This is a genomic window from Paraburkholderia aspalathi, from assembly GCF_905220735.1.
GTDB lineage: Bacteria > Pseudomonadota > Gammaproteobacteria > Burkholderiales > Burkholderiaceae > Paraburkholderia > Paraburkholderia aspalathi.
On record NZ_CAJNBA010000005.1, the window covers coordinates 139,538 to 164,908 of the forward strand.

The 25,371-nt window shown below is 60.8% G+C and carries 22 protein-coding genes; 9 read left to right on the plus strand and 13 right to left on the minus strand.

Annotated elements, in window-relative coordinates; all coding sequences use genetic code 11:
• The first annotated feature begins 93 nt into the window (after positions 1-93).
• From KHO30_RS27305 to purU, 5 genes are all read left to right on the plus strand, one after another.
• Complete coding sequence (locus tag KHO30_RS27305) at positions 94-2,097, plus strand: monovalent cation:proton antiporter family protein (protein ID WP_093643673.1); 2,004 nt, start codon at positions 94-96, stop codon at positions 2,095-2,097.
• Between the two features lie 145 nt (positions 2,098-2,242).
• Positions 2,243-2,809 (plus strand): adenine phosphoribosyltransferase, encoded by a 567-nt coding sequence (locus KHO30_RS27310; protein ID WP_093643671.1) that lies wholly within the window; start codon positions 2,243-2,245, stop codon positions 2,807-2,809.
• A 46-nt stretch (positions 2,810-2,855) separates the two neighbouring features.
• A complete protein-coding gene (locus tag KHO30_RS27315) occupies positions 2,856-3,470 on the plus strand; it encodes a LysE family translocator (RefSeq protein WP_171925180.1) in 615 nt (204 codons plus the stop codon).
• A gap of 66 nt (positions 3,471-3,536) precedes the next feature.
• Positions 3,537-4,385, plus strand: a complete 849-nt coding sequence (locus tag KHO30_RS27320) for an NUDIX hydrolase (protein ID WP_211702893.1) — start codon at positions 3,537-3,539, stop codon at positions 4,383-4,385.
• Between the two features lie 116 nt (positions 4,386-4,501).
• Entirely contained in the window at positions 4,502-5,371 is an 870-nt protein-coding gene (gene purU, locus KHO30_RS27325; protein ID WP_054035832.1) for a formyltetrahydrofolate deformylase, read from the plus strand.
• 94 nt (positions 5,372-5,465) lie between these two features.
• Here purU and KHO30_RS27330 read toward each other — a convergent pair whose 3' ends face one another.
• From KHO30_RS27330 to uvrA, 3 genes are all read right to left on the minus strand, one after another.
• The gene (locus KHO30_RS27330; RefSeq protein ID WP_211702894.1) at positions 5,466-6,701 is read right to left on the minus strand and encodes a PepSY-associated TM helix domain-containing protein; all 1,236 of its coding nucleotides are present in this window, start codon (positions 6,699-6,701) and stop codon (positions 5,466-5,468) included.
• A 228-nt stretch (positions 6,702-6,929) separates the two neighbouring features.
• On the minus strand, positions 6,930-8,015 hold the full coding sequence (locus tag KHO30_RS27335; RefSeq protein WP_093643661.1) for an AI-2E family transporter: 1,086 nt from the start codon (positions 8,013-8,015) through the stop codon (positions 6,930-6,932).
• A 34-nt stretch (positions 8,016-8,049) separates the two neighbouring features.
• Positions 8,050-10,923, minus strand: a complete 2,874-nt coding sequence (gene uvrA, locus KHO30_RS27340; protein ID WP_093643659.1) for an excinuclease ABC subunit UvrA — start codon at positions 10,921-10,923, stop codon at positions 8,050-8,052.
• A 283-nt stretch (positions 10,924-11,206) separates the two neighbouring features.
• Here uvrA and KHO30_RS27345 point away from each other — a divergent pair, with 283 nt between their 5' ends.
• Positions 11,207-12,394, plus strand: coding sequence for an MFS transporter (locus KHO30_RS27345; protein ID WP_167378502.1), 1,188 nt, complete (start codon positions 11,207-11,209; stop codon positions 12,392-12,394).
• Between the two features lie 123 nt (positions 12,395-12,517).
• Positions 12,518-13,057 carry a single-stranded DNA-binding protein gene (locus tag KHO30_RS27350; protein WP_200651393.1) on the plus strand — a complete coding sequence of 180 codons (540 nt, stop codon included), beginning with the start codon at positions 12,518-12,520 and terminating at the stop codon, positions 13,055-13,057.
• 144 nt (positions 13,058-13,201) lie between these two features.
• On the opposite strand, the gene KHO30_RS27355 is transcribed toward KHO30_RS27350, so the two are convergent.
• Positions 13,202-14,002, minus strand: coding sequence for a bestrophin-like domain (locus KHO30_RS27355; RefSeq protein WP_093643624.1), 801 nt, complete (start codon positions 14,000-14,002; stop codon positions 13,202-13,204).
• A gap of 305 nt (positions 14,003-14,307) precedes the next feature.
• On the opposite strand from KHO30_RS27355, the gene KHO30_RS27360 reads away from it, so the two are divergent.
• Entirely contained in the window at positions 14,308-15,948 is a 1,641-nt protein-coding gene (locus KHO30_RS27360) for a methyl-accepting chemotaxis protein (protein WP_211702895.1), read from the plus strand.
• A 397-nt stretch (positions 15,949-16,345) separates the two neighbouring features.
• Positions 16,346-16,816, plus strand: a complete 471-nt coding sequence (locus KHO30_RS27365) for a hypothetical protein (protein WP_211702896.1) — start codon at positions 16,346-16,348, stop codon at positions 16,814-16,816.
• 309 nt (positions 16,817-17,125) lie between these two features.
• On the opposite strand, the gene KHO30_RS27370 is transcribed toward KHO30_RS27365, so the two are convergent.
• The 9 genes from KHO30_RS27370 to KHO30_RS27410 form a co-directional block, all read right to left on the minus strand.
• The gene (locus KHO30_RS27370) at positions 17,126-17,719 is read right to left on the minus strand and encodes a type VI secretion system amidase effector protein Tae4 (RefSeq protein ID WP_211702897.1); all 594 of its coding nucleotides are present in this window, start codon (positions 17,717-17,719) and stop codon (positions 17,126-17,128) included.
• Between the two features lie 2 nt (positions 17,720-17,721).
• Positions 17,722-18,282 carry a PAAR domain-containing protein gene (locus tag KHO30_RS27375; RefSeq protein WP_211702898.1) on the minus strand — a complete coding sequence of 187 codons (561 nt, stop codon included), beginning with the start codon at positions 18,280-18,282 and terminating at the stop codon, positions 17,722-17,724.
• Between the two features lie 381 nt (positions 18,283-18,663).
• Positions 18,664-19,473, minus strand: a complete 810-nt coding sequence (locus tag KHO30_RS27380) for a c-type cytochrome (RefSeq protein WP_211702899.1) — start codon at positions 19,471-19,473, stop codon at positions 18,664-18,666.
• On the minus strand, positions 19,470-21,095 hold the full coding sequence (locus tag KHO30_RS27385; protein WP_211702900.1) for a b(o/a)3-type cytochrome-c oxidase subunit 1: 1,626 nt from the start codon (positions 21,093-21,095) through the stop codon (positions 19,470-19,472). The genes KHO30_RS27380 and KHO30_RS27385 overlap by 4 nt, the downstream gene beginning before the upstream one ends.
• Positions 21,082-21,654 carry a cupredoxin domain-containing protein gene (locus KHO30_RS27390; protein ID WP_054037650.1) on the minus strand — a complete coding sequence of 191 codons (573 nt, stop codon included), beginning with the start codon at positions 21,652-21,654 and terminating at the stop codon, positions 21,082-21,084. The genes KHO30_RS27385 and KHO30_RS27390 overlap by 14 nt, the downstream gene beginning before the upstream one ends.
• 2 nt (positions 21,655-21,656) lie before the next feature.
• Positions 21,657-21,833 (minus strand): hypothetical protein, encoded by a 177-nt coding sequence (locus tag KHO30_RS27395; RefSeq protein ID WP_167378501.1) that lies wholly within the window; start codon positions 21,831-21,833, stop codon positions 21,657-21,659.
• A gap of 30 nt (positions 21,834-21,863) precedes the next feature.
• Positions 21,864-23,246, minus strand: coding sequence for a c-type cytochrome (locus KHO30_RS27400; protein ID WP_211702901.1), 1,383 nt, complete (start codon positions 23,244-23,246; stop codon positions 21,864-21,866).
• Positions 23,243-23,959 carry a c-type cytochrome gene (locus KHO30_RS27405; protein WP_211702902.1) on the minus strand — a complete coding sequence of 239 codons (717 nt, stop codon included), beginning with the start codon at positions 23,957-23,959 and terminating at the stop codon, positions 23,243-23,245. The genes KHO30_RS27400 and KHO30_RS27405 overlap by 4 nt, the downstream gene beginning before the upstream one ends.
• Before the next feature lie 488 nt (positions 23,960-24,447).
• The gene (locus tag KHO30_RS27410) at positions 24,448-25,335 is read right to left on the minus strand and encodes a LysR family transcriptional regulator (protein WP_093643608.1); all 888 of its coding nucleotides are present in this window, start codon (positions 25,333-25,335) and stop codon (positions 24,448-24,450) included.
• Positions 25,336-25,371: the final 36 nt, after the last annotated feature.

Consider the following 25,371-nt stretch of genomic DNA (forward strand, 5'->3'; position numbering starts at 1 on the left):
GCTGCCTTTACCGGCCCCTCAACCTTGTCGCACGGCCTTTCTCGTGCGCGGTCCGCTGACGAACGAGGACGCTTTACCGATGCGTTTTAGCCGATGATTTCCCCCCTCGAAATGACGCTATTCCTGCTGCTGGCATCAGTGGCCGGAGTGGTGACTTTTCGCTTTCTGAATCTTCCACCGATGCTGGGCTATCTGACGGTCGGCATCGTCGTCGGGCCGCACGCGTTCGGTTTGATTCCCGATTCGGTGGGCGCACAGAACCTGGCCGAGTTCGGCGTTGTGTTCCTGATGTTTTCGATCGGGCTGGAGTTTTCGCTTTCCAAACTGCGCTCGATGCGCAGGCTCGTGTTCGGCTTGGGCCTGTTGCAGGTGATCGGCACGATTGCTGTGGCGGTCACGCTCGGCTTCGTGCTTGAGCGTTGGGTGCACATTACGTGGCAGGCGAGCGTGGCGCTGGGCGGCGCGTTGGCGATGTCGTCGACGGCGATTGTCAGCAAGATGCTCGCTGAGCGGCTCGAGATCGAAACCGAGCACGGCCGCAACATCTTCGGCGTGCTGCTGTTCCAGGATCTGGCGGTGGTGCCGCTGTTGATCGTGATCGCGGCGCTGGGCGGCGATTCGAAAGATCTCGTCAGCGCGCTTGGCGTGGCCGCGATCAAGATCGTCGTGGCGTTGGCGCTATTGTTAATAGTGGGTCAGCGCTTCATGACTCGCTGGTTCAACGTGGTCGCGCGCCGCCGTTCGCAGGAACTGTTCATTCTCAACCTGCTGCTGGTGACGCTCGGTGCGGCGTTCATCACGGATAAGTTCGGCCTGTCGCTCGCGCTCGGCGCGTTTATCGCCGGCATGTTGATCGCCGAAACGCCGTACCGCCATCAGGTGGAAGAGGACATCAAGCCGTTTCGCGACGTGCTGCTGGGCCTCTTCTTCGTCACGACCGGCATGCTGCTGAATCCGCGCGTGATCTGGGAGCATCCGTTCATCGTGCTCGGCTTCCTGGTCGGCCCGATCCTGCTGAAGGCGGTGATGGTGACCGGGCTCTCGCGCCTGTTCGGTGCGTCGCCGGGTGTCGCGATGCGCACCGGTATCGGCCTCGCGCAAGCCGGTGAGTTCGGCTTCGTGCTGCTGAACCTGATTCTCGACAAGCATCTTGTCGACGCCACCCTGTTGCAGGCGATTCTCGCTGCGATGCTGCTGTCGATGCTGGCCGCGCCCTTCATGATCCAGAACGCCGATCGAATCGTGCTACGGTTGTCGTCGACTGAATGGATGATGCAGTCCTTGCAGATGACGCGTATTGCAACGCAGAGCCTGAAGCAAAGCGGTCACGTGATCATTTGCGGCTACGGCCGGGCCGGGCAGAATCTGGCGCGCATGCTGGAGCACGAAGGTTTGTCGTATGTCGCGTTGGACCTGGACCCCGATCGCGTGCAGGCCGCTGCCGCGGCCGGTGAATCCGTGGTGTTCGGCGATGCGGGGCGGCGCGAATCGCTGCTTGCCGCCGGTATCCATCGCGCCGCGGCGATCGCGATTACCTATGCGAACACGCCGTCGGCATTGCGCGTGCTACACAATATTCACGAGCTTGAGCCGACGCTGCCGGTGATCGTTCGTACCGTCGACGACGCCGATCTGGAAAAGCTGCTGGCCGCCGGCGCGACCGAAGTGATTCCGGAAATCGTCGAGGGCAGTCTGATGCTGGCCTCGCACACGCTGGTGCTGATGGGCGTGCCGATGCGGCGCGTGGTGCGGCGGGTCGAGGAAATGCGCGACGAGCGCTACGCGCTGCTGCGCGGCTATTTCCACGGCGCGGACGACATGGAAGACGACGACGGCCACGAACAGGTGCGGCTACAATCGGTGCCGGTCGACGAAAACTCGGACGCGGTGGGCCGAACGCTGGCGGAATTGGGCCTGTTCGATCTGGGCGTCGAGGTGACGGCCATTCGGCGGCACGGCATTCGCGGCGTCGAGCCGGACCCGTCCACCAAGCTGCGCGCGAGCGACATCGTGGTGTTGCGCGGTCTGCCCGAACAGTTGGCCGAAGCCGAAGAACTGCTTTCGAAGCATCGCCGCGCGGGCGCCGCTGCGGCCTAGCAACAACGGTGCGACCGGCGTGGCGTTGCCTGGGTGTGGTTTCGGCGAGGCCGGCGTTGCCGGCCACGGCTGAGCCGCTTGCGCCTCGCCGGCCGAACCTGATTTAGCCTTTCATCGGACCCGCCGAGGTCCATCCGGAGACATCATGTCCAACGCGCTCGCGAGCGCGCCGCTCGATGCGGCCGACTACATCAAAAGCCATATCCGCACGGTGCCCGACTGGCCGCAGCCGGGTGTGCAGTTCCGCGACATCACGCCGCTCCTGCAGGAGCCGAAGTCGCTGCGCGTGCTAATCGATCTGTTCGTCCAGCGCTATATCGACGCGAAGCTCGACTACGTCGCCGGGCTGGATGCGCGCGGCTTCATCATCGGGCCGATTCTGGCTTACGAGCTGAACCTCGGCTTCATTCCGATCCGCAAGCAGGGCAAGCTGCCGTACAAGCGGGTCGCGCAATCCTATGAGCTGGAATACGGCACCGCGACCGTCGAGATTCACGAGGACGCCTGCAAGCCGGGCGACCGCGTCGTGATCATGGACGATCTGATCGCCACCGGCGGCACAATGATGGCCGGCAAGATTCTGCTCGAGCGGCTCGGCGCAGTGGTGATCGAAGGGGCGGCGATTATCGATCTGCCTGACCTCGGCGGCTCGGCCTTGCTGCGCAAAGCGGGCCTGCCGCTCTATACGGTGACTGAATTCGGCGGCCATTGAGCGCTGGATGCCAACTTCTTCCTGCACACAAAGAAGGTAAGAAACGATGCCCAACTTCCTGTTGTTCCTCGCGACCTCGATCGCTATCACGATGGCGCCTGGCCCCGACAATCTGCAAGTGCTAGCGCGTGGCATCTCGCAAGGCCGCGCGGCGGGTCTCGTCGCCGCGCTCGGCTTTGCCGCCGGCATCACATTCCACACCACGTTGGCCGCGCTTGGCGTGGCCGCGTTGCTGCGTTCGTCGCCGGTTGCGTTTGAAGTGATCAAGCTGGCGGGCGCTGCCTATCTGATCTGGATCGGCATCAAGGCGCTGCGCAGCCAGGGCCTCGCCACCGCGCACGAGCGTGCGCCGCAACCGTTGAAGGCGGTGTTTCGCCAGAGCGTGCTCGGCAATCTGCTGAACCCGAAGGTGACGCTGTTCTTCGTCGTGTTCCTGCCGCAATTCGTACAGCCGCACGGCACGCAAAGCGTCACGGTGCAGATGCTCGAACTCGGCGTGTTGTTCATGTTGCAGACCGTGGTGGTGTTTTCGCTGTTCGGCGTGTGCGCGGGGATGATCGGTGGCTGGCTGAAGCGCCGGCCGCGCGTGGGCGTGTGGCTCGATCGGCTTGCCGGCGCGACGTTCATTGCGATTGGAATTCGCGTCGCCTTGCGTGATTGAAGCTATTGACGTTGCTGCCCGGCTGACACCAACCGAACGCAGCTGAAGACCAGTTTGGAGTTTTGAATGACTTTGCCTTGCATCACCGCCGCGCGTCGCTTCGACATAGACGCGCATCTGCCGTTCTGGATCGACGCCGAGCAGGTCGGCTGGATTCGCTCGACTGATGTGCCCTTGCTCGCGCGCTGGCCCGATGTGTTTGAAATCGACAATACGCGCGTCACGCTCGCGCCCGCGTTCAACACTGTCGATCTGCGCAGCGCGGCGCTCGGTTCCGTGATTGGCGCACTTGCCGCCGAGGGCCGCATTCCCGGCTGGCGCAACGAGACTTATGCGATCCGCAATGCGTTCGATGCACCGCCGCTCGCCTACATCGAACGCGCGGCGTCGCGCTTCTTCGGCACGATGACCTACGCGGTGCATCTGAACGGCGTCGTAGAATACGCGGATGGCGCGCCGCAATTGTGGATCGCGCGCCGCAGCGACACCAAGGCCACCGACCCGGGCATGCTCGACAATGTCGTCGCAGGCGGGATTGGCTGGGGCTTCGGCATCGAGGCGACGATCATCAAGGAGTGCTGGGAAGAAGCCGGTATTCCCGAGGAGATCGCCGCGCGTGCCACGGCTGGACGCACTGCGCATGTGCTGCAATCGTTGCCGGAAGGCACGCAGGCCGAACAGATTTTTATCTACGACCTCGCGCTGCCGGCCGATTTCGCGCCGCGCAATCAAGACGGCGAAGTGGGTGAACACCGGCTCGCGCGCATCGACGAAGTGGCGCGCTGGATTGAAGAAGGCGCGATGACTGTGGATGCGAGTCTGGCTACGCTGGATTGCCTGCTGCGCCGCCGCTGGATCGACGAAGACGCGTGTCCGGGCATCGAGACGCTGTTCGCGCCACCGGTGCTTGCATAAGCGCTAGTCAGGCGCGGGTGCAGGTTCGGCGGACAAGCCAGATCACGCTGTAGCACGCTGCATCGAATAAGACACACCGAACAAACTACGCACTGAAGAAGGGAGTCACCCAGGTCATGTCGACCGATCACAGCTTTATCCTCAAACTGTCGTGCGCCGACCGGCCCGGCATCGTCCACGCGGTTTCGGGCTTTCTGTTCGAGCGTGGCAGCAATATTCTCGACTCGGCGCAGTTCGGCGATAGCCGCACCGGCGAGTTCTTCATGCGCGTGCATTTTCAGCAGGTCGGCGGCGATCCGGGCCAGGACGTGTTGCGTACGTCGTTCGCCACGCTCGCTGAGCAGTTCGGTATGCGCTGGGAATTGCACGATGCGTCGGTGAAGCCGCGCGTCGTCATCATGGTGTCGAAGATCGGCCATTGTCTGAACGACCTGCTGTTCCGCTATCGCACCGGTCAATTGGGTATCGAGATTCCGGCGATCATCTCGAACCACAAGGAGTTCTATCAGCTCGCGGCCAGCTATGACATTCCGTTCCATCACTTCCCGCTGATGGGCGGCACGCCCGACGCGAAGGCCGCGCAGGAAGCGCGCGTGCTTGAAGTGATCGACGAGCATCAAGCGGATCTGGTAGTGCTCGCGCGCTACATGCAGATTCTTTCGCCGCAACTGTGCGAATCGCTCGCCGGCCGCGCGATCAATATTCACCACTCGTTCCTGCCGAGCTTCAAGGGCGCGAAGCCGTATTACCAGGCATTCGACCGAGGTGTGAAGCTGATCGGCGCAACGGCCCACTACGTAACGACAGATCTCGACGAAGGTCCGATCATCGAGCAAGGTGTGGAGCGCGTCGACCACAGCATGACGCCGGAGCAACTGACGGCAATCGGCCGCGACGTCGAGTGCGTGACGCTTGCGCGTGCGGTAAAGTGGCACGTCGAGCATCGCGTCGTGTTGAACGGCAGCAAGACGGTGGTGTTTCGTTAAACGTAGTTGATGTGCTTGCAGTGGGGCGGTCAAGCCGTGGCCGCATCACCCCGCTGCAAGCTTGCGCCGAATGAGTCGGCGCTCCCTCTTCAGATCAAGAGCGCATTGCGGAGCCACTCGCATTCCGCGCGTCCGGCGCGAGCCGTGCGTTTTGTGCGGAACGGCGGCGCGCATTCAGTTTCTTCAGCCAGATCAGTAGTCCCGTTGCGCTCAGTACGGCGACTGCAATCCCCATCGCGCTAATCAGAATCCGTCCACCGATACCGAGGATGCGTCCCGAGTGCAGGGGGAATTGCACCTGCATGAAGATGTCGCCCGCTGTGCCCTTGCCAGGAATCTGCGCGCCGAGTTGCTTGCCGGTGGCCGCGTCCCAATACATCCACGGATTGCCGAGGCCGAGATCACCGTGATCGTTGCCGGTTGCGTAGAAGCCGACGCCGTAGGCGTGCAGGAATTCCGCGTAGTAGACGCCGCCTGGCGGCACCTTCAGGTTCTGCGCCTTACCGGCTTGCTCGGCTAGCTGCACGATGCGCTCGCGGCTCAGTACCTGATCGCCGGGCTGCGGCGCACGCAGAATTTCGGGGTTGTTGATCGGATCCGGCGTGAGCTTTGAGACTAGCGACACGACTGGCCGAACCACGGGCCCTGACAGATTCATCGATACCGACGTTAGCGCGACGATCACCAGCAGGCCCCAGATCCACACGCCGCCCGAACGATGCAGATCGAAAGTGAGCGCATAGCCGCCGCGTCCGAGGCGGAATGCAAACGACTTGCGCCATGCCTTGAGGCTCGGAAACGACAGCCATAGGGCGACCACGCTATCGAACAGCCACACGATTCCAACGATGCCCATCAGCCACGTGCCGATATCGACGCCGCCGGTGAACGGCAAATGCAACGTGTAGTGCAGCTTGTAGATGAACGGAATCAGATTGAGCCGCGCGAGTGAAACGGCGCCCCATTCGCGCCGGCCCTGAATGTCGCCGGTGGCGGGGTCGACGGCAATCTGGTTGAAGTCGAGCGGGTAGGGCTGCTTCGTCGCGGGGTTGGTACGCGGCAGCACCATCATCTGCAGCGTGTGGCCGGGTTCGGCGTCGAGCGGCAGATACGTCACCTGCAGGCGCAGATCGGCGGCTTCTACGCGGCGCGCCAGTTCGAGTCCGGACAGCGCCGGACCGGCGGTGCGCGCTTTGAAGAACGACGGGTTCAGCGCCGCATCGAGTTCGTGATCCCACGCGATGATCGCGCCGGTCAGGCCGGCGACGAACAGAAACAACGCAATGGCGACACCGAACCAGCGGTGCAGGCGGACGAGTTGCCGCCTCATAAGTGAGCCGGCGGAACGGAAAACGAAGGGAAACAGCGGGTCACAGTGTCAGAATGCAAATGGGAATTGTTCGCATCTTATGCGAATCAAGTGGTCCGCCGCAAGTTTTCTGTAAGTGATTGGCGCCGCATGGATCTGGTCTCCTGAAGACTGTTGGCGTAAAAAAAGCGGCACCGAAGTGTCGCTTTTCGCCCGTCCACTAAGTCTGCATCGCAGGCTGGTCGACGTTCACACCAGCCGCAGATAAATCAATTCCCGCTTGATATACGCATAGAAGATCGGCGCCGCCACCACGCCAGGGATGCCGAACGCGGCTTCCATCACGAGCATCGCGATCAGCAGTTCCCATGCGCGCGCCTCGATCTGACCACCAACGATGCGCGCGTTCAGGAAGTATTCAAGCTTGTGAATCAGGATCAGGAATACCAACGACATGATCGCAGCAGGAAAACTCACCGAGAGCGCCACCGCGACGATGATCGTGTTCGAGATCAGATTGCCGATCACCGGCAGCAAGCCGACGATAAACGTCACCAGCACCAGCGTTTTGGAGAGCGGCAGCGTGTCGTGAAAGATCGGCAGGACCACCAGCAGGAAGATGCCGGTGAAGACCGCATTGATCGCGGAAATCTTCACCTGAGCGAACACGATGCGGCGGAAGGCGTCGGCGAAACGTGTCACGCGCGTGACAAACGCCGTGGACAGCGGCAGCCGTTGCATATGCTTCTGCGCCCCGACCGCGATGATCGCGCCGATGATCATGCCGATCAGAATGTGCGTGAAGCCGCGCGCCGCGGTCTTGCCACTTTGCTGCAGCATGTTCGCGTGAGTCTGCATCAGCTCGGCCGCCTTGGCCTTCATCTGGTCGGTATCGACCGGTAGATAGTTGGCGACGAATTGCGGAATCCGGCCGCGCGCCTGGTCGATTAGCTGCATCGCCTGGTCGAGCAGTTTCTGCACGCTCGGCACGTCGTTCTCGAAATGTTCGATGATGCCGAGCGTCAGCCCCGTCAATGCACCGACTATCACGGCCGAGAGGATTACCACCGCGAGCCAGCGCGCGCGCTGACTCGACATATGCCGTTCGATGCGCGGCGCGATGGTGTGCACGAGTTGAAACACGAGCAGCCCGGCGAGCAAGGCGCCGAGCAGCTTCAGTTCGATGACCGCCCACATTCCGATCAGCATCAGCACGTAACTGCCGATTTCGACCGCCGACAGCTTCGGCAGGCTCATGTCGCTAGTCAGCCTGACCGGGCGTGGGCGTAGGTCCCGCACTTGCCCGTCGTCGCTCGCCTGATTCCGCTTGGCCATGGCTTATTCAGTCTCCAACCCGTGTTGTGCAGCGTTACTTTCTACTGGCAATGCGTTTCAGCAGAGGCGCCAGATACTTACCGGTAAAACTTGCCTTCGACTTGGCAACCTGCTCCGGCGTGCCTTGCGCAATGATCTGACCGCCGCCGGCACCGCCTTCGGGGCCGAGATCGATGACCCAGTCGGCGGTCTTTATTACATCGAGATTATGCTCGATGATCACGACGGTATTACCCTGGTCTCGCAAACGATGAATGACTTCCAGCAGCAATGCGATGTCGTGAAAGTGCAGACCGGTGGTCGGCTCGTCCAGGATGTATAGCGTGCGACCCGTGTCGCGCTTGCTCAGTTCCAACGAAAGTTTGACGCGCTGTGCCTCGCCGCCCGACAGGGTAGTAGCCGACTGGCCCAGCCGGATATAGCCGAGACCCACGTCCAGCAAGGTTTTCAGCTTGCGCGCGACGACCGGCACCGGCTTGAAGAACTCGTAGGCATTCTCCACCGTCATGTCGAGCACTTCGCTGATGTTCTTGCCTTTGTACTGGACGTCCAGCGTTTCGCGGTTGTAGCGCTTGCCGTGACAGACGTCGCAGGGAACGTAGACGTCCGGCAAAAAGTGCATTTCCACCTTCAGCACGCCGTCGCCCTGGCAGGATTCGCAGCGGCCGCCCTTCACGTTGAACGAGAAGCGGCCTGCTTCGTAGCCGCGTTCTTTCGCCGCGGGCACGCCCGCGAACAGTTCGCGGATCGGCGTGAACAAGCCCGTGTAAGTGGCCGGATTCGAGCGCGGCGTGCGGCCGATCGGCGACTGGTCGACGTTGATGACCTTGTCGAAGTGCTCCAGACCTTCGATCGATTCGTACGGCGCCGGCTCGGTGGACGAGCCATACAGGTGATGCGCGACAGCGTGGTACAGCGTGTCGTTGATCAGCGTGGACTTGCCCGAACCAGATACGCCGGTCACACAGGTCAGCAAACCGACCGGCAGATCGAGCGAGACGTGCTGCAGATTGTTGCCGTATGCCTCGACGATGCGCAGACGGCGCTCGTCCGGTTCCTTGCGCTCGTCCGGGAATTCGATGTTGCGGGCGCCGGACATGTATTGCCCGGTCATCGATGCCGCGTTCGCCTCGACCTGCTTGGGCGTGCCTTCGGCGATCACCATGCCGCCGTGTTCGCCCGCGCCCGGACCCATGTCGACCACATAGTCGGCCATGCGAATCATGTCTTCATCGTGCTCGACGACGATCACCGAGTTGCCCAGGTCGCGCAAATGCTTGAGCGTCGCAATCAGCCGGTCGTTGTCGCGCTGATGCAGACCGATCGACGGCTCGTCCAGCACGTACATCACGCCCGTCAAACCCGAACCGATCTGCGAGGCGAGGCGAATCCGCTGTGCTTCACCGCCCGACAGCGTTTCCGCGCTGCGTTCCAGCGACAGGTAATCGAGCCCGACGTTATTCAGGAACATCAGGCGCGCGACGATTTCCTTGACGACCTTGTCGGCGATCTCACGCTTCGAGCCTTCGAGCCGCAGCGTCTGGAAATAGCCGAGCGCGTCACGCAACGGCCAGCCGCTGATTTCGAAGATGCCGCGCGCGTCGCTGTTCGAGCCGATCCGCACGAAACGCGCTTCCCGACGCAGCCGCGTGCCGGCGCAAGCGGGGCAGGGCTGGTTGTTCTGATACTTGGCGAGCTCTTCACGTACCGCAACCGAATCGGTCTCGCGATAACGCCGCTCCAGGTTCGGGATGATCCCTTCGAACACATGCTCGCGCACGGAAGTGCGGCCGCGCTCGTTGATGTATGAGAACGGAATCTCCTGCTTGCCCGAACCGAACAGCAGAATCTTGCGGACTTTCTCGGGCAGGTCTTCGACGGCCGTGTCGATGTCGAACTCGTAGAACGCCGCGAGACTCTGCAGCATCTGGAAGTAAAACTGATTACGCCGGTCCCAGCCCTTCACCGCGCCCGCTGCCAGCGACAGCGACGGATGCGCGACAACCCGCTTCGGATCGAAGAAGGTGATCTGGCCGAGGCCGTCGCACTCCGGGCACGCGCCCATCGGGTTGTTGAACGAGAAGAGGCGCGGCTCCAGTTCCTGCAGTGAATACGAGCAGATCGGGCAGGCGAACTTCGAGCTGAACAGATGCTCCTTGTCCGTATCCATTTCGAGTGCGATCGCGCGGCCGTCGGCGAGACGCAGTGCCGTTTCGAACGATTCGGCGAGGCGCTGCTTCATATCGCCGCGCACTTTCAACCGGTCGACGACCACGTCGATCGTGTGCTTGTCGTTTTTCTTGAGCTTGGGCAGCGAGTCGACTTCATAGATCTTCGCGACGCCTTCGTTGGCCGTGCCGCCGCCCGAACGCACGCGAAAACGGATGAAGCCCTGCGCCTGCATCTCTTCGAAAAGCTCGACGTGTTCGCCTTTGCGGTTCGCCACCACCGGCGCGAGGATCATCAGCTTGGTTTCTTCCGGCAGCGCGAGCGCCGCGTCGACCATCTGCGAGACGCTTTGCGCTTCCAGCGGAATTTCGTGGTCCGGACAGTACGGCGTGCCGACCCGGGCGAACAATAGCCGCAGATAGTCGTGAATTTCGGTGACGGTGCCGACCGTGGAACGCGGATTGTGCGAGGTTGCCTTCTGTTCGATCGAAATCGCCGGCGAGAGGCCTTCGATCAGGTCGACGTCCGGCTTTTCCATCAATTGCAGGAACTGGCGGGCGTAAGCGGAGAGACTTTCGACGTAGCGGCGCTGTCCTTCCGCATAGAGCGTATCGAACGCGAGCGACGATTTACCCGAGCCGGATAGGCCCGTAATCACGACGAGCTTGTGACGTGGGAGGTCGAGATTAACGTTCTTCAGGTTGTGGGTGCGAGCCCCACGGATACGGATTTGTTCCACGCGTTATTCCAAGACTTGGCCCGTGACCTGGCGGAAAGAGGAGGAGGCTAAACCTGCTACTATAACGACTTTTCAAGACCGCCGTTACGGCTTCCTGACAGCCCGAAGAAGGTGCAAGGCAAGCTGTAAGGCTGCGGTCCAGCGCCGCGGGAAAGAGGCCTAACTGGGGCCATTTTTCGCGAGTACAAGGCGCCGCGAGGCGCCGGACGAGCGTCTGGCAAGGCCGCCGGCCCGAATGCCGCGCCGTATGTTTGCCGCCCCGCTCATTCAAAGAACGTTCCCGATGTCCAATCCGTCCGCTACATCCTCACGCATGAGCGCGCCTGAAATGCGCGCGACCGTGTCGCTCGCCGCCATCTTCGCGCTGCGCATGCTCGGTCTCTTCATGATCATGCCGGTGTTCTCGATCTACGCGAAGACCATCCCCGGCGGCGACAACGTGCTGCTGGTGGGGATCGCGCTGGGTGCGTACGGCGTGACGCAGTCGATGCTGTACATCTTCTATGGCTGGATCTCCGACAAAGTCGGCCGCAAACCGGTCATTGCGACCGGTCTCCTGATTTTCGCGCTTGGCAGCTTCGTCGCGGCGGGCGCGCACGACATGACGTGGATCATTGTCGGGCGGGTGATTCAGGGCATGGGCGCGGTGTCGTCCGCAGTGATCGCGTTTATCGCCGACCTGACCTCCGAAGAGCATCGCACCAAGGCGATGGCAATGGTTGGCGGCAGTATTGGCGTTTCGTTCGCGGTGGCGATTGTCGGTGCGCCGATCGTGTTCCAGTGGGTCGGCATGAGCGGCCTGTTCACGCTGGTCGGCATTTTCTCGATTCTGGCGATTGGTCTCGTGCTGTGGGTCGTGCCGGATGCGCCCAAGCCCGTGCACGTGCGCGCGCCGTTCGCCGAGGTGCTGCATAACGTCGAGTTGCTGCGTCTGAATTTTGGCGTGCTCGTGCTGCACGCCACGCAAACCGCGTTGTTCCTCGTCGTGCCGCGCATTCTCGAAGCGGGCGGCCTGCCGGTCGCGTCGCACTGGAAGGTGTATTTGCCGGTGATGGGCCTCTCTTTCGTGATGATGGTCCCGGCGATCATCGCCGCGGAAAAGCGCGGAAAAATGAAAATCGTGCTCCTTTCCGCAATCGGTCTTATCCTGATCGGACAGTTGTTGTTGGGCGTCGCACCGCATACGATTCTGACTGTGGCGGCGATCCTCTTTGTTTACTTTTTGGGCTTCAATATTCTTGAGGCGTCGCAGCCTTCGCTGGTGTCGAAACTGGCCCCGGGAACCCGCAAGGGGGCGGCGGCCGGCGTGTACAACACCACGCAGTCGATTGGTCTTGCGCTGGGCGGGGTGGTCGGCGGCTGGCTGCTGAAAGTGGATGGTCAGAGCGCTGTGTTTTTCACTTGCTCGGGGCTCGTCTTTTGCTGGCTTATAATCGCGGCAAATATGAAACAGCCGCCGCGCAAGGCGTAAAAAGGCTTACTCAGAACTCACCAGGCGGCGGGCTGAGGCGCAGTTCCGGTCTCTGGCCCGCTGGCTTGAGACGTGAATCGTGTGTTGCCGCGCCGCCCGTAACAGAATCAACAGGAGAAACTCATGGCATCCGTGAACAAGGTCATTCTCGTCGGCAATCTCGGAGCCGATCCGGAAGTCCGTTATCTTCCGAGCGGCGACGCACTGGCGAACATCCGCCTTGCGACAACGGATCGGTACAAGGACAAGACGTCCGGCGAAATGAAGGAAGCAACCGAATGGCACCGTGTGGTGTTCTTCGGCCGGCTCGCTGAAATCGTGAACGAATATCTGAAGAAGGGTTCGTCGGTGTACCTGGAAGGGCGCATCCGCACCCGCAAGTGGCAGGCTCAGGACGGCACCGACCGTTACTCGACCGAAATCGTCGCCGAGCAGATGCAAATGCTGGGTGGCCGTGGTGGCTCGTCGGGCGGTGGTGGTGGCGATGAAGGCGGTTATAGCCGCGGTGAGCCGTCGGAGCGTAGCGGCGGTGGCGGTGGTCGCGCGGTTTCGGGTGGTGGCGCTTCGCGTGGCGGCAGCGGTGGTGGCGGCGGTGGTTCAAGCCGTCCGAGCGCGCCGGCTGGCGGTGGGTTTGATGAGATGGATGACGATATTCCGTTTTGATCGACCCGCACGCGAGTTGACCGATGCAAAAGACCCCGCTCGAGAGGCGGGGTTTTTTTATTTGCGCATCAGCATCAATGAGACGGAAAGAAGTGCGTGCTCCGCGCACTCAGTCGGGAAACGCCGCCGCCAAACTCAAAGAAATCACCGCCTGAGATGCTCCAACGCATCTCTCATCGGCGAACTGGAAACGACAATCGGCCCGGAAAACGGCGTATCCAGATCGACGATCACGTAGATAGCGGAAGCAATAGAAACTGCCCCAAGCGAGATCGTGACCAAAGCCAACGCATTGCGCGGCGCGATCAATCCGAAGCTGAGAAAAATCACGCACAACCAGAACGTCAGTGTCATCAAAAAAGGCATAGAAATCGAGCTGTGCGCTTCCTCGATGATTTTCCAGCGGGCATCCACCGTTCGCCGATATTGCGTCAAGGCATCATTGAGCGCGCGCTGTTGCAACGGGTCGTGCGCTCGCAGTTGCCGCAACTGCCTTCCCACCGCGGTCAGCATGTCGCCGAGCCTCACGTTCTCCAGCTTCTGCGAGTTGTCCTGTGTGCCGATGTTCCTCGGATAGTCACCGGATGGAGCCGTCTCGCCCGGCCATGTCGATGCAATCGCCGCTGCGGTGTACACCCGCAGCAGGTTGCGGGCCTCATCGGTATCGCTGCCGTATTCCCGCAAGGTGGTGTCGAACTCGATCAGGTCGGCCGCATAGGTGCGCAAATCATTCGATTCGGTATCGAAACTGGATTTCGCGGACGCCGTCATCAACCCGAGCACTAAAGCGGCAAACGTCACCAGCATGCCGATAACCAGCTGGATGAGTTGCACGGTTTCGTGAGCCTTGTGCTCTTCTGGCAGCAACGGTCGCACCCAGACGCCTAGGCCGGTTCCGACAAGCAATAAAGCGAAAACCAGCAGGGCCGAGCCTATTTCTGACATAGAAATGCTCCGGAGACGCGTGCCTCGTCACTTTCTACCAACCACCGCCTGCCGGCCACCCGGGTAGTCCCGCAAATGCCCCTGCCCAAACAGCGGCCGACTTCCGCTCGTATGTTGATGTATCGCAACTGTATGCGCCATCAACCATAAAGTTTTTTGTAATCCCGCCGTAGACCATCTATGTGGCATTCGCTTAAATTTTGATCAAAGGTTGCGGACCTGGCCGGATGGGCTTGGGCGCAGCACGCGTGGCCGAGGGGAGTTTTCTGAACATTCGGTCAGGCAGCCCAATGGAGACCAGCCCGATGTTGAAAAATTTGTCGATTCGAACCTGCCTTACCCTGATGATCGTGTTCTTCGGCCTGGTGCTGCTGTTCGGCGCCGCCGCCGGACTGCTGTCGTTGCGTTCGAGCAACGCGTCGCTGCAGCAGATGTACACCGTAGACACGCCCGCAGTCGCGGACCTCGAAGGCAGCGCTGGACAACTGCTGCGCCTGCGTCTGGCGCTGGCGACATACGCATCGTTGGTCGATCTGAACGATCAGGACGGCGCGAACGCGGTGCTCAAGCGCTTTGATCAGTATCAGAAAGCATCGAATGATCGCCTTGCCCATTATGTGAGCCGCGCGAGCACGGATGCCGACGAACAGCGCCTGATCAAGGACATGCAGGACAAGCGCGATACCTTCCTGCACGACGGTGTCGAGCCGGCGCTGGCCGCGCTCAAGGCGGGTGACAAAAACGCATTCGAGCAGTTGCAGGCGCACAAGCTGCCGTCGCTCTATAGCGCGTACGAGAAGGCGATGCTCACGCTCGAGCAATTGCAAATCGATCACGGTGCGCAGCGTTATCAGGACGCACAGGACCTGTTCTACGCAATCTGCATTGCGGTGGCGGTCGGCATGGGGTTGTCGCTGCTGGGTGCATTGATCGGGCGGGCGGTGATGGTGCGGGCGATTGTTAGCCCGGTCGACGCGACCATCGCGCAGTTCCAGCGAATTGCCAATGGCGATCTGACCAGCCAGATCGACGTGACGAGCAATAACGAAATGGGCCGTCTCGCCGCGGCGTTGCGCAAGATGCAGGACTCGCTGATCGAGACGGTGAATGCCGTGCGTCACGGCACGGAATCGATCGATACGGGCGTGAGCGAGATTGCCGCGGGCAATACCGACCTGTCGCAGCGTACCGAAGAGCAGGCCGCATCGCTCGAAGAAACGGCGGCGAGCATCGAAGAGCTGACCTCGACGGTCAAACAGACCGCGGACAACGCGAAGCAGGCGAGCTCGCTGGCGCAGGGTGCGTCGAGTCTCGCTGCACAGGGTGGCGATCTGACGGAGCAGGTGGTGGGCACGATGCATGGCATCGTCGACGACTCGCGGCGGATTGCCGATATTGTCGGCGTGATCGAAGGGATTGCTTTCCAGACCAATATTCTGGCGTTGAATGCGGCGGTCGAGGCGGCGCGCGCGGGTGAGCAGGGCCGTGGGTTTGCGGTGGTGGCGAGCGAAGTGCGGTCGTTGGCACAGCGAAGCGCCGCGGCGGCGAAGGAGATCAAGGGGTTGATCGATGCATCGACGGCTCGCGTGCAGGCAGGGTCGCAGTTGGTCGAGCGCTCGGGGTCGACGATGACCGAGATCGTCAATTCGATTTCGCGTGTGAGTTCGATCATGGGTGAGATCGCGGCGGCTGCGCTTGAGCAGAGCACCGGGATCGATCAGGTGAATCTGGCTGTTGCGCAGATGGATGAGGTGACGCAGCAGAATGCCGCGCTGGTTGAGCAGGCTGCTGCGGCTGCTAGCTCGCTGGAGGATCAGGCTCGCAGGTTGACTTCGGCGGTGGCTGTGTTTCAGACGGGGAGCGGGGATTCTTCTCTTGCTGGTCGGCGAGGTGGGGCTGCGGCTGCGCCGCGGAAGGTTAACGCAGGTGAGTTTGTAGCGGCTTGATAGGGCAGACCGCGTAGCGTGCCGAAGGGTGATCGAGCGCTTGCGTGCGCCGGATGAAAATCAGTACAGGGTACGCGCCAGGTCAAATGTAAAGATTAGTTATAATTCGCGCGTTTAGCCTGTTTGGTTGATCGTCTTAAAAAATAGGTGCGTTAGATTGTTCCTGCCGTTAGACAAAACGGCGCGGGTTTGACAGCCCGCAGCGAAGTACGGCACTGCCCGCGAAAGTGGGTAGTGCTCACCTACGCGCGCCGCGTTCAATGGGCGGGTCGTGGTGAGGGAGCCGAGAGGCTCGCCGGTTTCGTATTTCGCCCGGTCTGTCAACCTCGCCACGTGCCCGCTCACCCCATCTTTCAGCGAGTGTCGGGCGATTCAGGAACGAACCGGAAATCGCACCATGAGCAAATCTACCAAGAACTCTCAAGCACCCTCACGCGCGCCCGTTGATGCGCTCCAATACGAGAAACTCGCGCTCTCAGCTTTCGATTTATGCAACCGGCAGTTGGATCAACTTAAGCGACTGGTTACGCTTGCGGCCTCAATACGTAGGACTCCCTGCATGACAAGAGAGGAACGGCAAAGCCAACAGGCGTTGCTGGAACTGCTTGTCGAAACTGGCGAGGGGTACGAGCGCGAGATTGAATGCGACCGTGAACTGTACCAGGTGATCGCGCTTGATGCGAAGGACGTGCCTCATAGCCGCATCACCGCCAAACGTGCCGCGAGTCTTCTGTCCGAGGCGGTGCGGAAGAAATCAGATGACAGGCTGAGCGCGAAACCCGCGGATACCGCGCGGCCCAAGCCGGTGCGCACAAAGGTCGCGTCGCGAGCAGAAGCGGGGGCACAGGTTTCTGCCGTTGCACACTGAAGATCACTAGCGGCCAATACGCCGCAGTAGTAGAAAAGGCGCGATGAAATTCGCGCCTTTTTCTTTGACGCCCAGCCTAGCCATGCCACCGTCTGTGAGCCTTCTCGCTATACAGCGCGCCCGCTATCCCGCAAAGCATGGATAAAGCTCCCCAGCATATAAAGAAAGCGTTAGCGATTGTCGGATTGGTGTCGAACAGACTGCCTTGACCGTGCAAAACGACTGTTCCCCAAAAAACAAGCCCTCCCCAACAAACGAGGCTGGAAGAGATCATTCCCACAAAGAATCCCGCTAACACTCTCATGACGTTCACCGAATCGGGAAAAACAGAATGGTCTTGGATTTTCGAAAATCCGACCAGATGCCGGAAATCACAATATTCCAATGGACACGAAGGCCTGTACCGAATCCTGTCAGTTTCTCACCGTTCCACAGGTCGATGTGTCCACCACTGAGATCATCCGTCGAATCGCCGTCCTGCTTCCAGTATCCGTAAAAGAACAAGATGCCGGTACGCCTTTCGACCTTACTTACCCAATCTGGACCGGTGACGTTTTCGGCTTGCTGGAGCCCCGCGATTGGTCGCAATTGCAACCATTCGGCCAGCTCATAGGCGCGGGTTGCCGTCGGTTTGCCGTCAAGCAAGAGACGACCAACGTCTTTCCTGCGTGGAGCTGGCTTCACCAGCTTTTGGGAGAAAGATAGCATCGCGATACCGACACGATGGAATGCGATGCTCATGCGAATCGCACACTGGTTTTTGTATTGTCCCGTCGGATCATCGTATGGGTCACCAGATGGATAGTTATCCCACAGTTCCTGAAAGGTCAGCACCTTCAGTTCCACTACCTTGATAGAGCCGGGTGTCGAGTTGGTTCTGACCACGGTCGGCTTGTTTGGCATTGTCAGTTTCCTTGTTGTTTCGCAAGGGCTTCGTCGCCCCAAAACACGGTGTACTTGCCAGACGTTTCGGTATAGACACGCGGTATGAGACGGCGGGAATCGACCTGTCCACGAAGAACGCGCCCATCTTCGGTTTCAATGAAGTAGGGATAACCTTCGAGCACCCTGCCTTGCTTCGCTTCGATCTGTTCGTCGTAAACACCCATGGCAACAGACGAAACCCCGCCGTTCACGGTCCAGCTCGAAATCACCGTGCCCATGGACTCGGCCATATCGTCGTGTCGTGAAATGTTTTGCATGGCCGCCACCATGCGCGGTGACGTGGGGCACTTGCAAAGCAGAACGTCACCATCGAGTGCGATCTCAGTGCCGCAGTGTTTTCCTCGCCTCGGACCACCTGCTTTGGCGATCACGCCAACACTGCGGCACGCATTGCAAAACGCTGCGCCGCCGATAAATGCGATGGGATGACCCATGATCGAATTCGGCACGTCGATCATCATGGGATCGATATAGCCGCCTGTTTCGGGTTGATCACCCACACAGAGAACAAGGCGCATCATGCGCGGTGTTCCCATCTTGCGAGCGCGTCTTCACCCCAATAACGGCAATATCTTGTCAGTGCACCGATTGTGGCGAACAGATAAATTGTCTTGTCGGCGACGCTATTTCCCATGTGCCAGTCTCCTACAGGGTATAAAGAAACTTATCTGTAGAGCCTGGCATTTTCTGCCGCGGATCGATATTGGACGCATCTGAAGCGTGCGTCAGGGGTATCCGAAAGCGTGTAAGACGTTGAACAAAAAAGGCCCGCTGAGTGCGGGCCATGTAACACGTCATTTCAGGTCATCAACGATGTTGCGATGCGTTGCGACAAATCTCCCGACCACGCAGACCTTGCGCACCGCATCGAGCGTCGCAAAGGCTAAAACTGACTCGAACGATTACTGCATAGCCGCGTAATACTTAGCGACGCTATCAATCTCCGCCGAAGTCATCTGCCGAGCCACATTCCGCATCTGCTCGTTAATATCGTTATGCCGCGCGCCGGAGGCAAACGCTCGCATCTGCGCAGCGAGATAAATGGACGACTGTCCCCCAAGCCAGGGCGCCGCCCCTTTACGATCCAACTGTCCATGACAGGCCGCACAAGGCGCAATATTCCGCTGCGGATCGCCCTGCATCGCAAGCTTCACAGCATTCGCATCCGGTCCAACGCCTGTAGGCAAAACCTCGGCCGCCGGCGCGCGAGAAAGCGAAGCATAGTAAGCCGCCAGATCATGCAGATCCTGATCACTGCGAGCCGCGATAATCGGCTGCATCACCGCGTTTTGCCGCACACCGTTCTGATAGTCGCGCAACTCTTTGTAGACCACGTCAGCATACTGCCCGGCCAATGCAGGCGCCGTCACCTGCACGGTGCCCAGCACGCCATGACACATCGAGCAATTCTGCGTCGCAATCGTCGCGCCGCGGCCAATCGAATTCGCATCTGCGCGCACCCATCGCAATGGCGGCAAGACCACCACCTCGCTCGGCGCCGGGCCGGCAATATTGGCGCCGCCGTACCAGCTCGACGGCGCACCCGCGGCGCTGCAAATCGTCGCCCATATGCCGCGCTCGCTGAATCCGCTATTCGCCGATGGCAACCAGACGAAGCCGATCAGTATCGCGACCACGGCAATCGCAATCGTGCCGCCCAGGCTCACCGTGAACCACGGATTGCGCAAGCTGAAGACGCGTTCCTGACTCATCGCTGCGCTCCAACGACAACTGCCGGCACCGACGTCTGCGGCAATTTGAGCAACTGAACGATCGGCACACTGTAGTTGACGACCGTCAGCCCGATCATCAACGCCACCCACAAGCCGAAACTATTGAGCGCGGCGGGCACGTGCTCGACCGGCTGAACCGCGCTCGCGAAGCGGAAACTCTGTTGCTGTACCTCCGGTCCGAATTGCGACTTCGCGAGGATGTAGATGAACAGCACGCCGGACACCACCAGGATCAGTCCGCCCACCGCCGACATCCCTACCCAGAACGCCTGTGATTCCATCCCCGGCATGTTGTAGTCATAGTAGGCCATGCGGCGTGGCGCACCGAGCAGACCGACGTAATGCCACGGCAGCGTCACCACCATCATGCCGATGAACCACAGCCACAGTTGCGTACGCACCAGCTTCACCGACGTAATCGCACGGCCGGTCAGTTGCGGCCACAGTTCGTACGCGATCGCGAAGTACATGATGACGATCGCCCCGCCGAAAATCAGATGGAAGTGTCCAGTCACCCACTGCGTGTTGTGCACGGTCGAGTTCAACTGATAGCTCATGTTGATCAGGCCGCCCGCACCGCCGAGCCCCAGCATCACGAACGAAAACGCGATCACCAGCATCATCGGGTTTTGCCACGGCAATGCGGTCAGCCAGCCGAATGCGCCTTTGCCGCCGCGCAGTCTGCCGGCGATTTCCACCGAAGCGCAGATGGTGAACACCGTCAGCAACGTCGGCACCGACACCATGCCGGTGAACACCGCATGCAGGAACTTGAAGCCCGAACCGACTTGCGGATCGGCGAACAGGTGGTGAATGCCGATCGGCATCGCGAACACGAGGAACAGAATGAACGACACGCGCGCCATCGAATCGCTATAGAGCCGTCCGCCGATCGCACGCGGCACCAGCGTGTAGTAGGCGATGTAAGCCGGGATCAGCCAGAAGTAGACGATTGCATGCAGTGTCCACGAGAACAGGATGCGCGAGAGGCCGGCATCGATCGTGTCGGTGAGACCGAAAGCGACGGGCAAGATCTGGAACAGGATTTCGAGCGCCGCACCGATTGCGGTCCAGGCCCACAGATACGCGCCTGCGACGTTGGCGAACATCGCGAGCGGTATCGGCTTGCCGGGATTTGCACGCTTCCAGATGCGCAGATTCACGTGCATCAGCGCGACCCAGATCCAAGAACCGACCACCACCAGCACCACGCCGAGGTAGTAGAACGGACTGCCGATCATCGGCGGATAGAAGGTGTAGAGCACTGATGCCTTGCCTAGCGCGACCGGCACCATCGCCATCACCGCGCCAACTGCCAGCATGATGAATGCGGCCCAGGCCCATTTCAAACCGACAAGCCGCTGCGCGAGCGCGAGTTCGACGATCGCGTAACCGAAGCCCATCGACACCAACGTGGGCAGCACGTAAGCCATCACCGAGCCATGCGCGGTCACCGATCGATAGTAGAGCTCGGGGTCGCCGACCCACGGCAGCAGCGGGCTGCGTACCAGCATCTGCCACGCGCCGAGCAGCAGTGCGATCAGAAACGCGATGAAGGCCAGCCAGAAATGCGCGAGAACGAGTCGCTTAGCGTGAAACACAGCTGAGCCTCCGTGATTGTCGGGCTTGCTCGAAGAACGTGGCTTTGTCGATGACCTTGACGTGCGCCCACATGGTCTGGTGGCCGAAGCCGCAGAACTCGTGACACGGCATGGTGTGATCGGCGGGTTTGTCAAAGCGCGTATTCAGCGTAGCAACATAGCCGGGCACGACCATCGTGTTGATGTTGGTGTCGGTGACGAGCAGCCCGTGCACGACATCGGCGCTGGTGGTGCGTATTGTGATCGGCGTGTCGGCAGGCACCAGCAGGCATTGAGGCGTGAACGAATACTGCTGCGCGACAAAACGCACGACTACCGAGCCATCCGGCTCGACGGCGCTGCCGAGGTTGTCTTCGACGAATTCGCCCGACAGTTGCAGGCGCGAAGGATCGATCGTCTCGACTCGCGACGGCGGCATCATCGCCCAATGCAGCCCCGAGTACACAATGACGACGAGCATCAGCACGATCAGCGCCGTGGCGAAAATCGCCCAGCGGCGCTCTGCGCGTAAAGCGACTTCGTGACCGCTGCCCGGTTGGTGATTGGAATCAGTCGACATAGTCAGTGGATGACGCCGCGCGGCAGGAAGACAAGAAAGTAGAAGCCGAACCAGATCGCCATGACGATCAGCGTGGCGACGCCGGCCACGGCGATCGCGCCATGCGGGCCGGCCGCGACGACACGTTCCACTTCTTCATCCGTAGGTGGGGCCGCGCTGCGGGTATCGTTCGCTTCCATCTGGAGATTCTCCGGTGCAGCAGTTCAGGTTCAGTGCAGCGGTGCTTTGCGCAATTCGTTGACCTCGCGCGACGTCACCGGCTGGCCGTGGTTGCCCCACGCAGTGCGGATATACGTGACGACGGCGGCAGCATCGGTGTCGTTCAACTCCTGACCGAACGGAGGCATGCCGTACGGCTCGGGATTGCGCGCCGTGCCGGGCGGAAAACCGCCGTTGAGCACGATGCGGATCGGGTTCACCGCGGAGTCCATTTCGATCGACTGGTTACGTGCGAGCGGTGGATAGTGCTGCAACTGACCCTCGCCGTTCGCGCCGTGACACAGGGCGCATTTGTCGGCGTAGATCTTTTCGCCGAGCGCAAACACGTTGGTATTGGTCGGTGCGGACGGGCCCGACTTGCGGCCGCGATTGTCCGGTAAGGTCTTGAGATAGACGGCCATCGCCTTGACGTCATCTTCCGTCATGTACTGAAGGCTGTGATAGGTGACTTCGGCCATCGGTCCGTACACAGCGCCGCGATCGGAAATTCCCGCTTGCAGCAGATCGACGATGTCCTTGATGCTCCAGTCGCCGAGACCGCCGTCTTTGTCGGATGTGAGCGAGGGCGCGTACCAGTTCTGCACCGGAATCAGACCGCCCGCGAACTGCTCGCTTTGCGACGAGCCGCCGAGCATGTTGATCTTGGTGTGGCACATCGTGCAGTGCCCGAGCCCATCGACGAGATACGCGCCGCGATTCCATTCGACCGATTTGGTCGGGTCCGGCTGGAATTCGCCTTCACGGAAATACAACGTGCGCCAGCCATATAGCAGCTTGCGCTGGTTGAACGGGAAGCGCAGCGTGTGCTTGTGATTCGGCTCGCGTACTGGCGCCACGGATTTCAGGTACGCGAAGATCGCGTTCGAGTCTTCACGTGTGACCTTGGTGTACTGGGCGATCGGCATCGCAGGGTAGAGCAGGGTGCCGTCCGGCGTGCGGCCGGTGCGCATCATCTTGAAGAACGCGTCCTCGCTCCATGTGCCGATGCCGTACTGCGCGTCCGGTGTGATGTTCGGCGAATACAGCGTACCGAACGGCGTATCCATGGCGAGGCCGCCTGCGAAAAGTTTGCCACGCGGCGCGGTATGGCAGGCGACGCAGTCGCCGGCACGCGCCAGATACTCGCCGCGTTTGACGATGTCGGGACGGGTGTCGGCTTTGTCGCCAGTGGCCGTTGCGGTAGTTGCGGTTGTGGCGGCAGGCACCGCTTCAGCCGCGCTCGCTTCAGCGATCAACAGCGCTCGCGGTGCGCTGAAAAGCGCGGCGCCACCGGCGACGAACAAGCCGGCAATCAGCAAGCTGAATACAGCAGTACGACGGCGCTTCATCATGGCATGCGCAACAGCGTGGATCGAGCGGAAGGTCGTCTTCATTGCGGTTGGCTCCCGCATGCAAGCGGCAACCGCTCAGCGGACGCCGGCGCGGGCCGTGGATCGGCAGGGCGCGGCTGGCGCGCGAGCCAACTCGATACCGCGGTGATGTCCTTGTCGGTCAGCTTGACGGCGATCGAATGCATGCAGTCCGGCGCAAGCGCGTGACGTGTGCCCGAGCGCCACGTACCCATCTGCCCGGCGATGTAGCTCGCATGCAGGCCGAGCAGGCCCGGGATGCCAGGCTGCGTGCCCGTCATGCGTGCTCCATGACACGCGATGCACGCCGGGATCTTGCGTGCCGGGTCGCCTTGGGTGACGAGTCGTTGTCCGGCTGCGAGCACGGCCGGTGCCACGTCGGTGTGATCGGCATTCGGATAGGGCGGTTGCAGGTCCGCGAAGTACTGGCTGATCTTGCGCAGATAGTCGTCGGGCAGGAAGGCGAGCAGATAACCCATTGGCGGATAAGTGCGACCGCCGTCACGAAACGCGCTCAGCTGATTGAACAGATAGTCGGCCGGTTTGCCGGCGATACGCGGGAAGTAATCGTTGTTCAGGCCCTGGCCTTGCACGCCATGACACGAGGTGCAGGCGCGCACGCGCTCGTCCATGGCCGAGGGCATCGCGGCTGACGCGTCTGTGGCTGCGAACGCCGCACCACGCCACATGACGTAAAGCACCACCAGAATCGAAAATCCGATAGATCTACGATGCACGCCAGGCCTCGTCGGGGAACGGTTATTTTCGCTATTTATTTCTCATGCATTCGCTCGTGAATTCACTCATCGAAATCGATGAACGATGCATGACAAGCCTGCCAATTCTTTTTCATCACGACTGCATGAACAGCAAATCGAAACGGACTTATTAAGGAGGCACAGTATTGAAGCGATGCGGCAATGCAACTTCTTTATGAAGCAACGATCTGCCTGAGTGCGCCAATGGGTGGCGGCTTTCGGGCTGCAGTAATAACGCTTGATGCGTCTCGCAGACGTGTAGCAGGTTGCAGGAATTTATCCGGTGCGTCAATAAAATTTGCTGGACCAATCGGTGATGTATTTGATCAGCATAGGCGTCGATTAGAGCGCCTTCAATATTTATTCTTTGCTTGGTTCGAGTGCGGACTGCATCGCCGAATGCAATTGATGCACTGCGTTTCTGTCGTGTTCCTTGAGTCGCAGTGCGTGCATCGACGCGGAGCGCGTCAACTGAAGAGATGCATCAACGCCGTGCGTGCATTACTGACGCGTTCGCTTTCGCCGATTCGCCCCGGCAACAGATGAAACTCGACAGCGGGCAATGCGGGCAACCCGACGCTCGGTGGACAAGCCACCAGGCCTCCGCCGATCGACGATTCGTTCAGGCAGGAAATGCCCAGCCCGGCCTTCAACGCCAGTTGCAAGCCAGCCACCCCGGAGGCCGAATGCGATACCAGATACGGCACCTTGTGCTCATCGAGGAGTTTCACGACAAAGCGCTGCAACTGACAGCTCGACGGAAGCAATACCAACGAATAAGGCGTGGCCGGCCGCGGACTGGCATCGGCCGCGCAGACCCATAGCAGTTTCTCGCGCCGAACAACGGTGCTTTGTGCACCACCGCGCCGGTTGGTGGAGCGTGTGCTCCCGGTGACGAGCCGCAACGAGAGGCCGATGTCGTACGACGCATCGTCGCCGGCACTGCTATCGATCACGGCGCTCGGCTGCACGGTGACGTGCAGTTTCAAGCGCGGATGCTGTTCCGAAAACGTCTTGAGAATGCGCGCGATGTCGAGCGGACGGTAATAGTCCGTGATGGCGATGCGCAGTTCGCCGTCGAGCGAGCGGCCTTGCAGGTCTTCGAAAGCTGCCTCGCTCATGGCGATGATGCGGCGCGCGTGATCGAGCAGGCGGCTGCCGGCCGGCGTGGCGGTCACACCCTGCTTGCTGCGCACGAAGAGCGGCTGGCCGGCGCGTTCCTCGAGTTTCTTCAACTGCTCGCTCACCGACGACTGCGACAGGAACACGCGTTCCGCGCCCGCCGAGACGCTGCCCGATTCGGCGACGGCGACGAAGGTGCGCAGTTGAGTCAGGTCAAATCCGCGTTGACTCATGATTCGGTATATCCGATGGAAGTCATCTGATTTTCC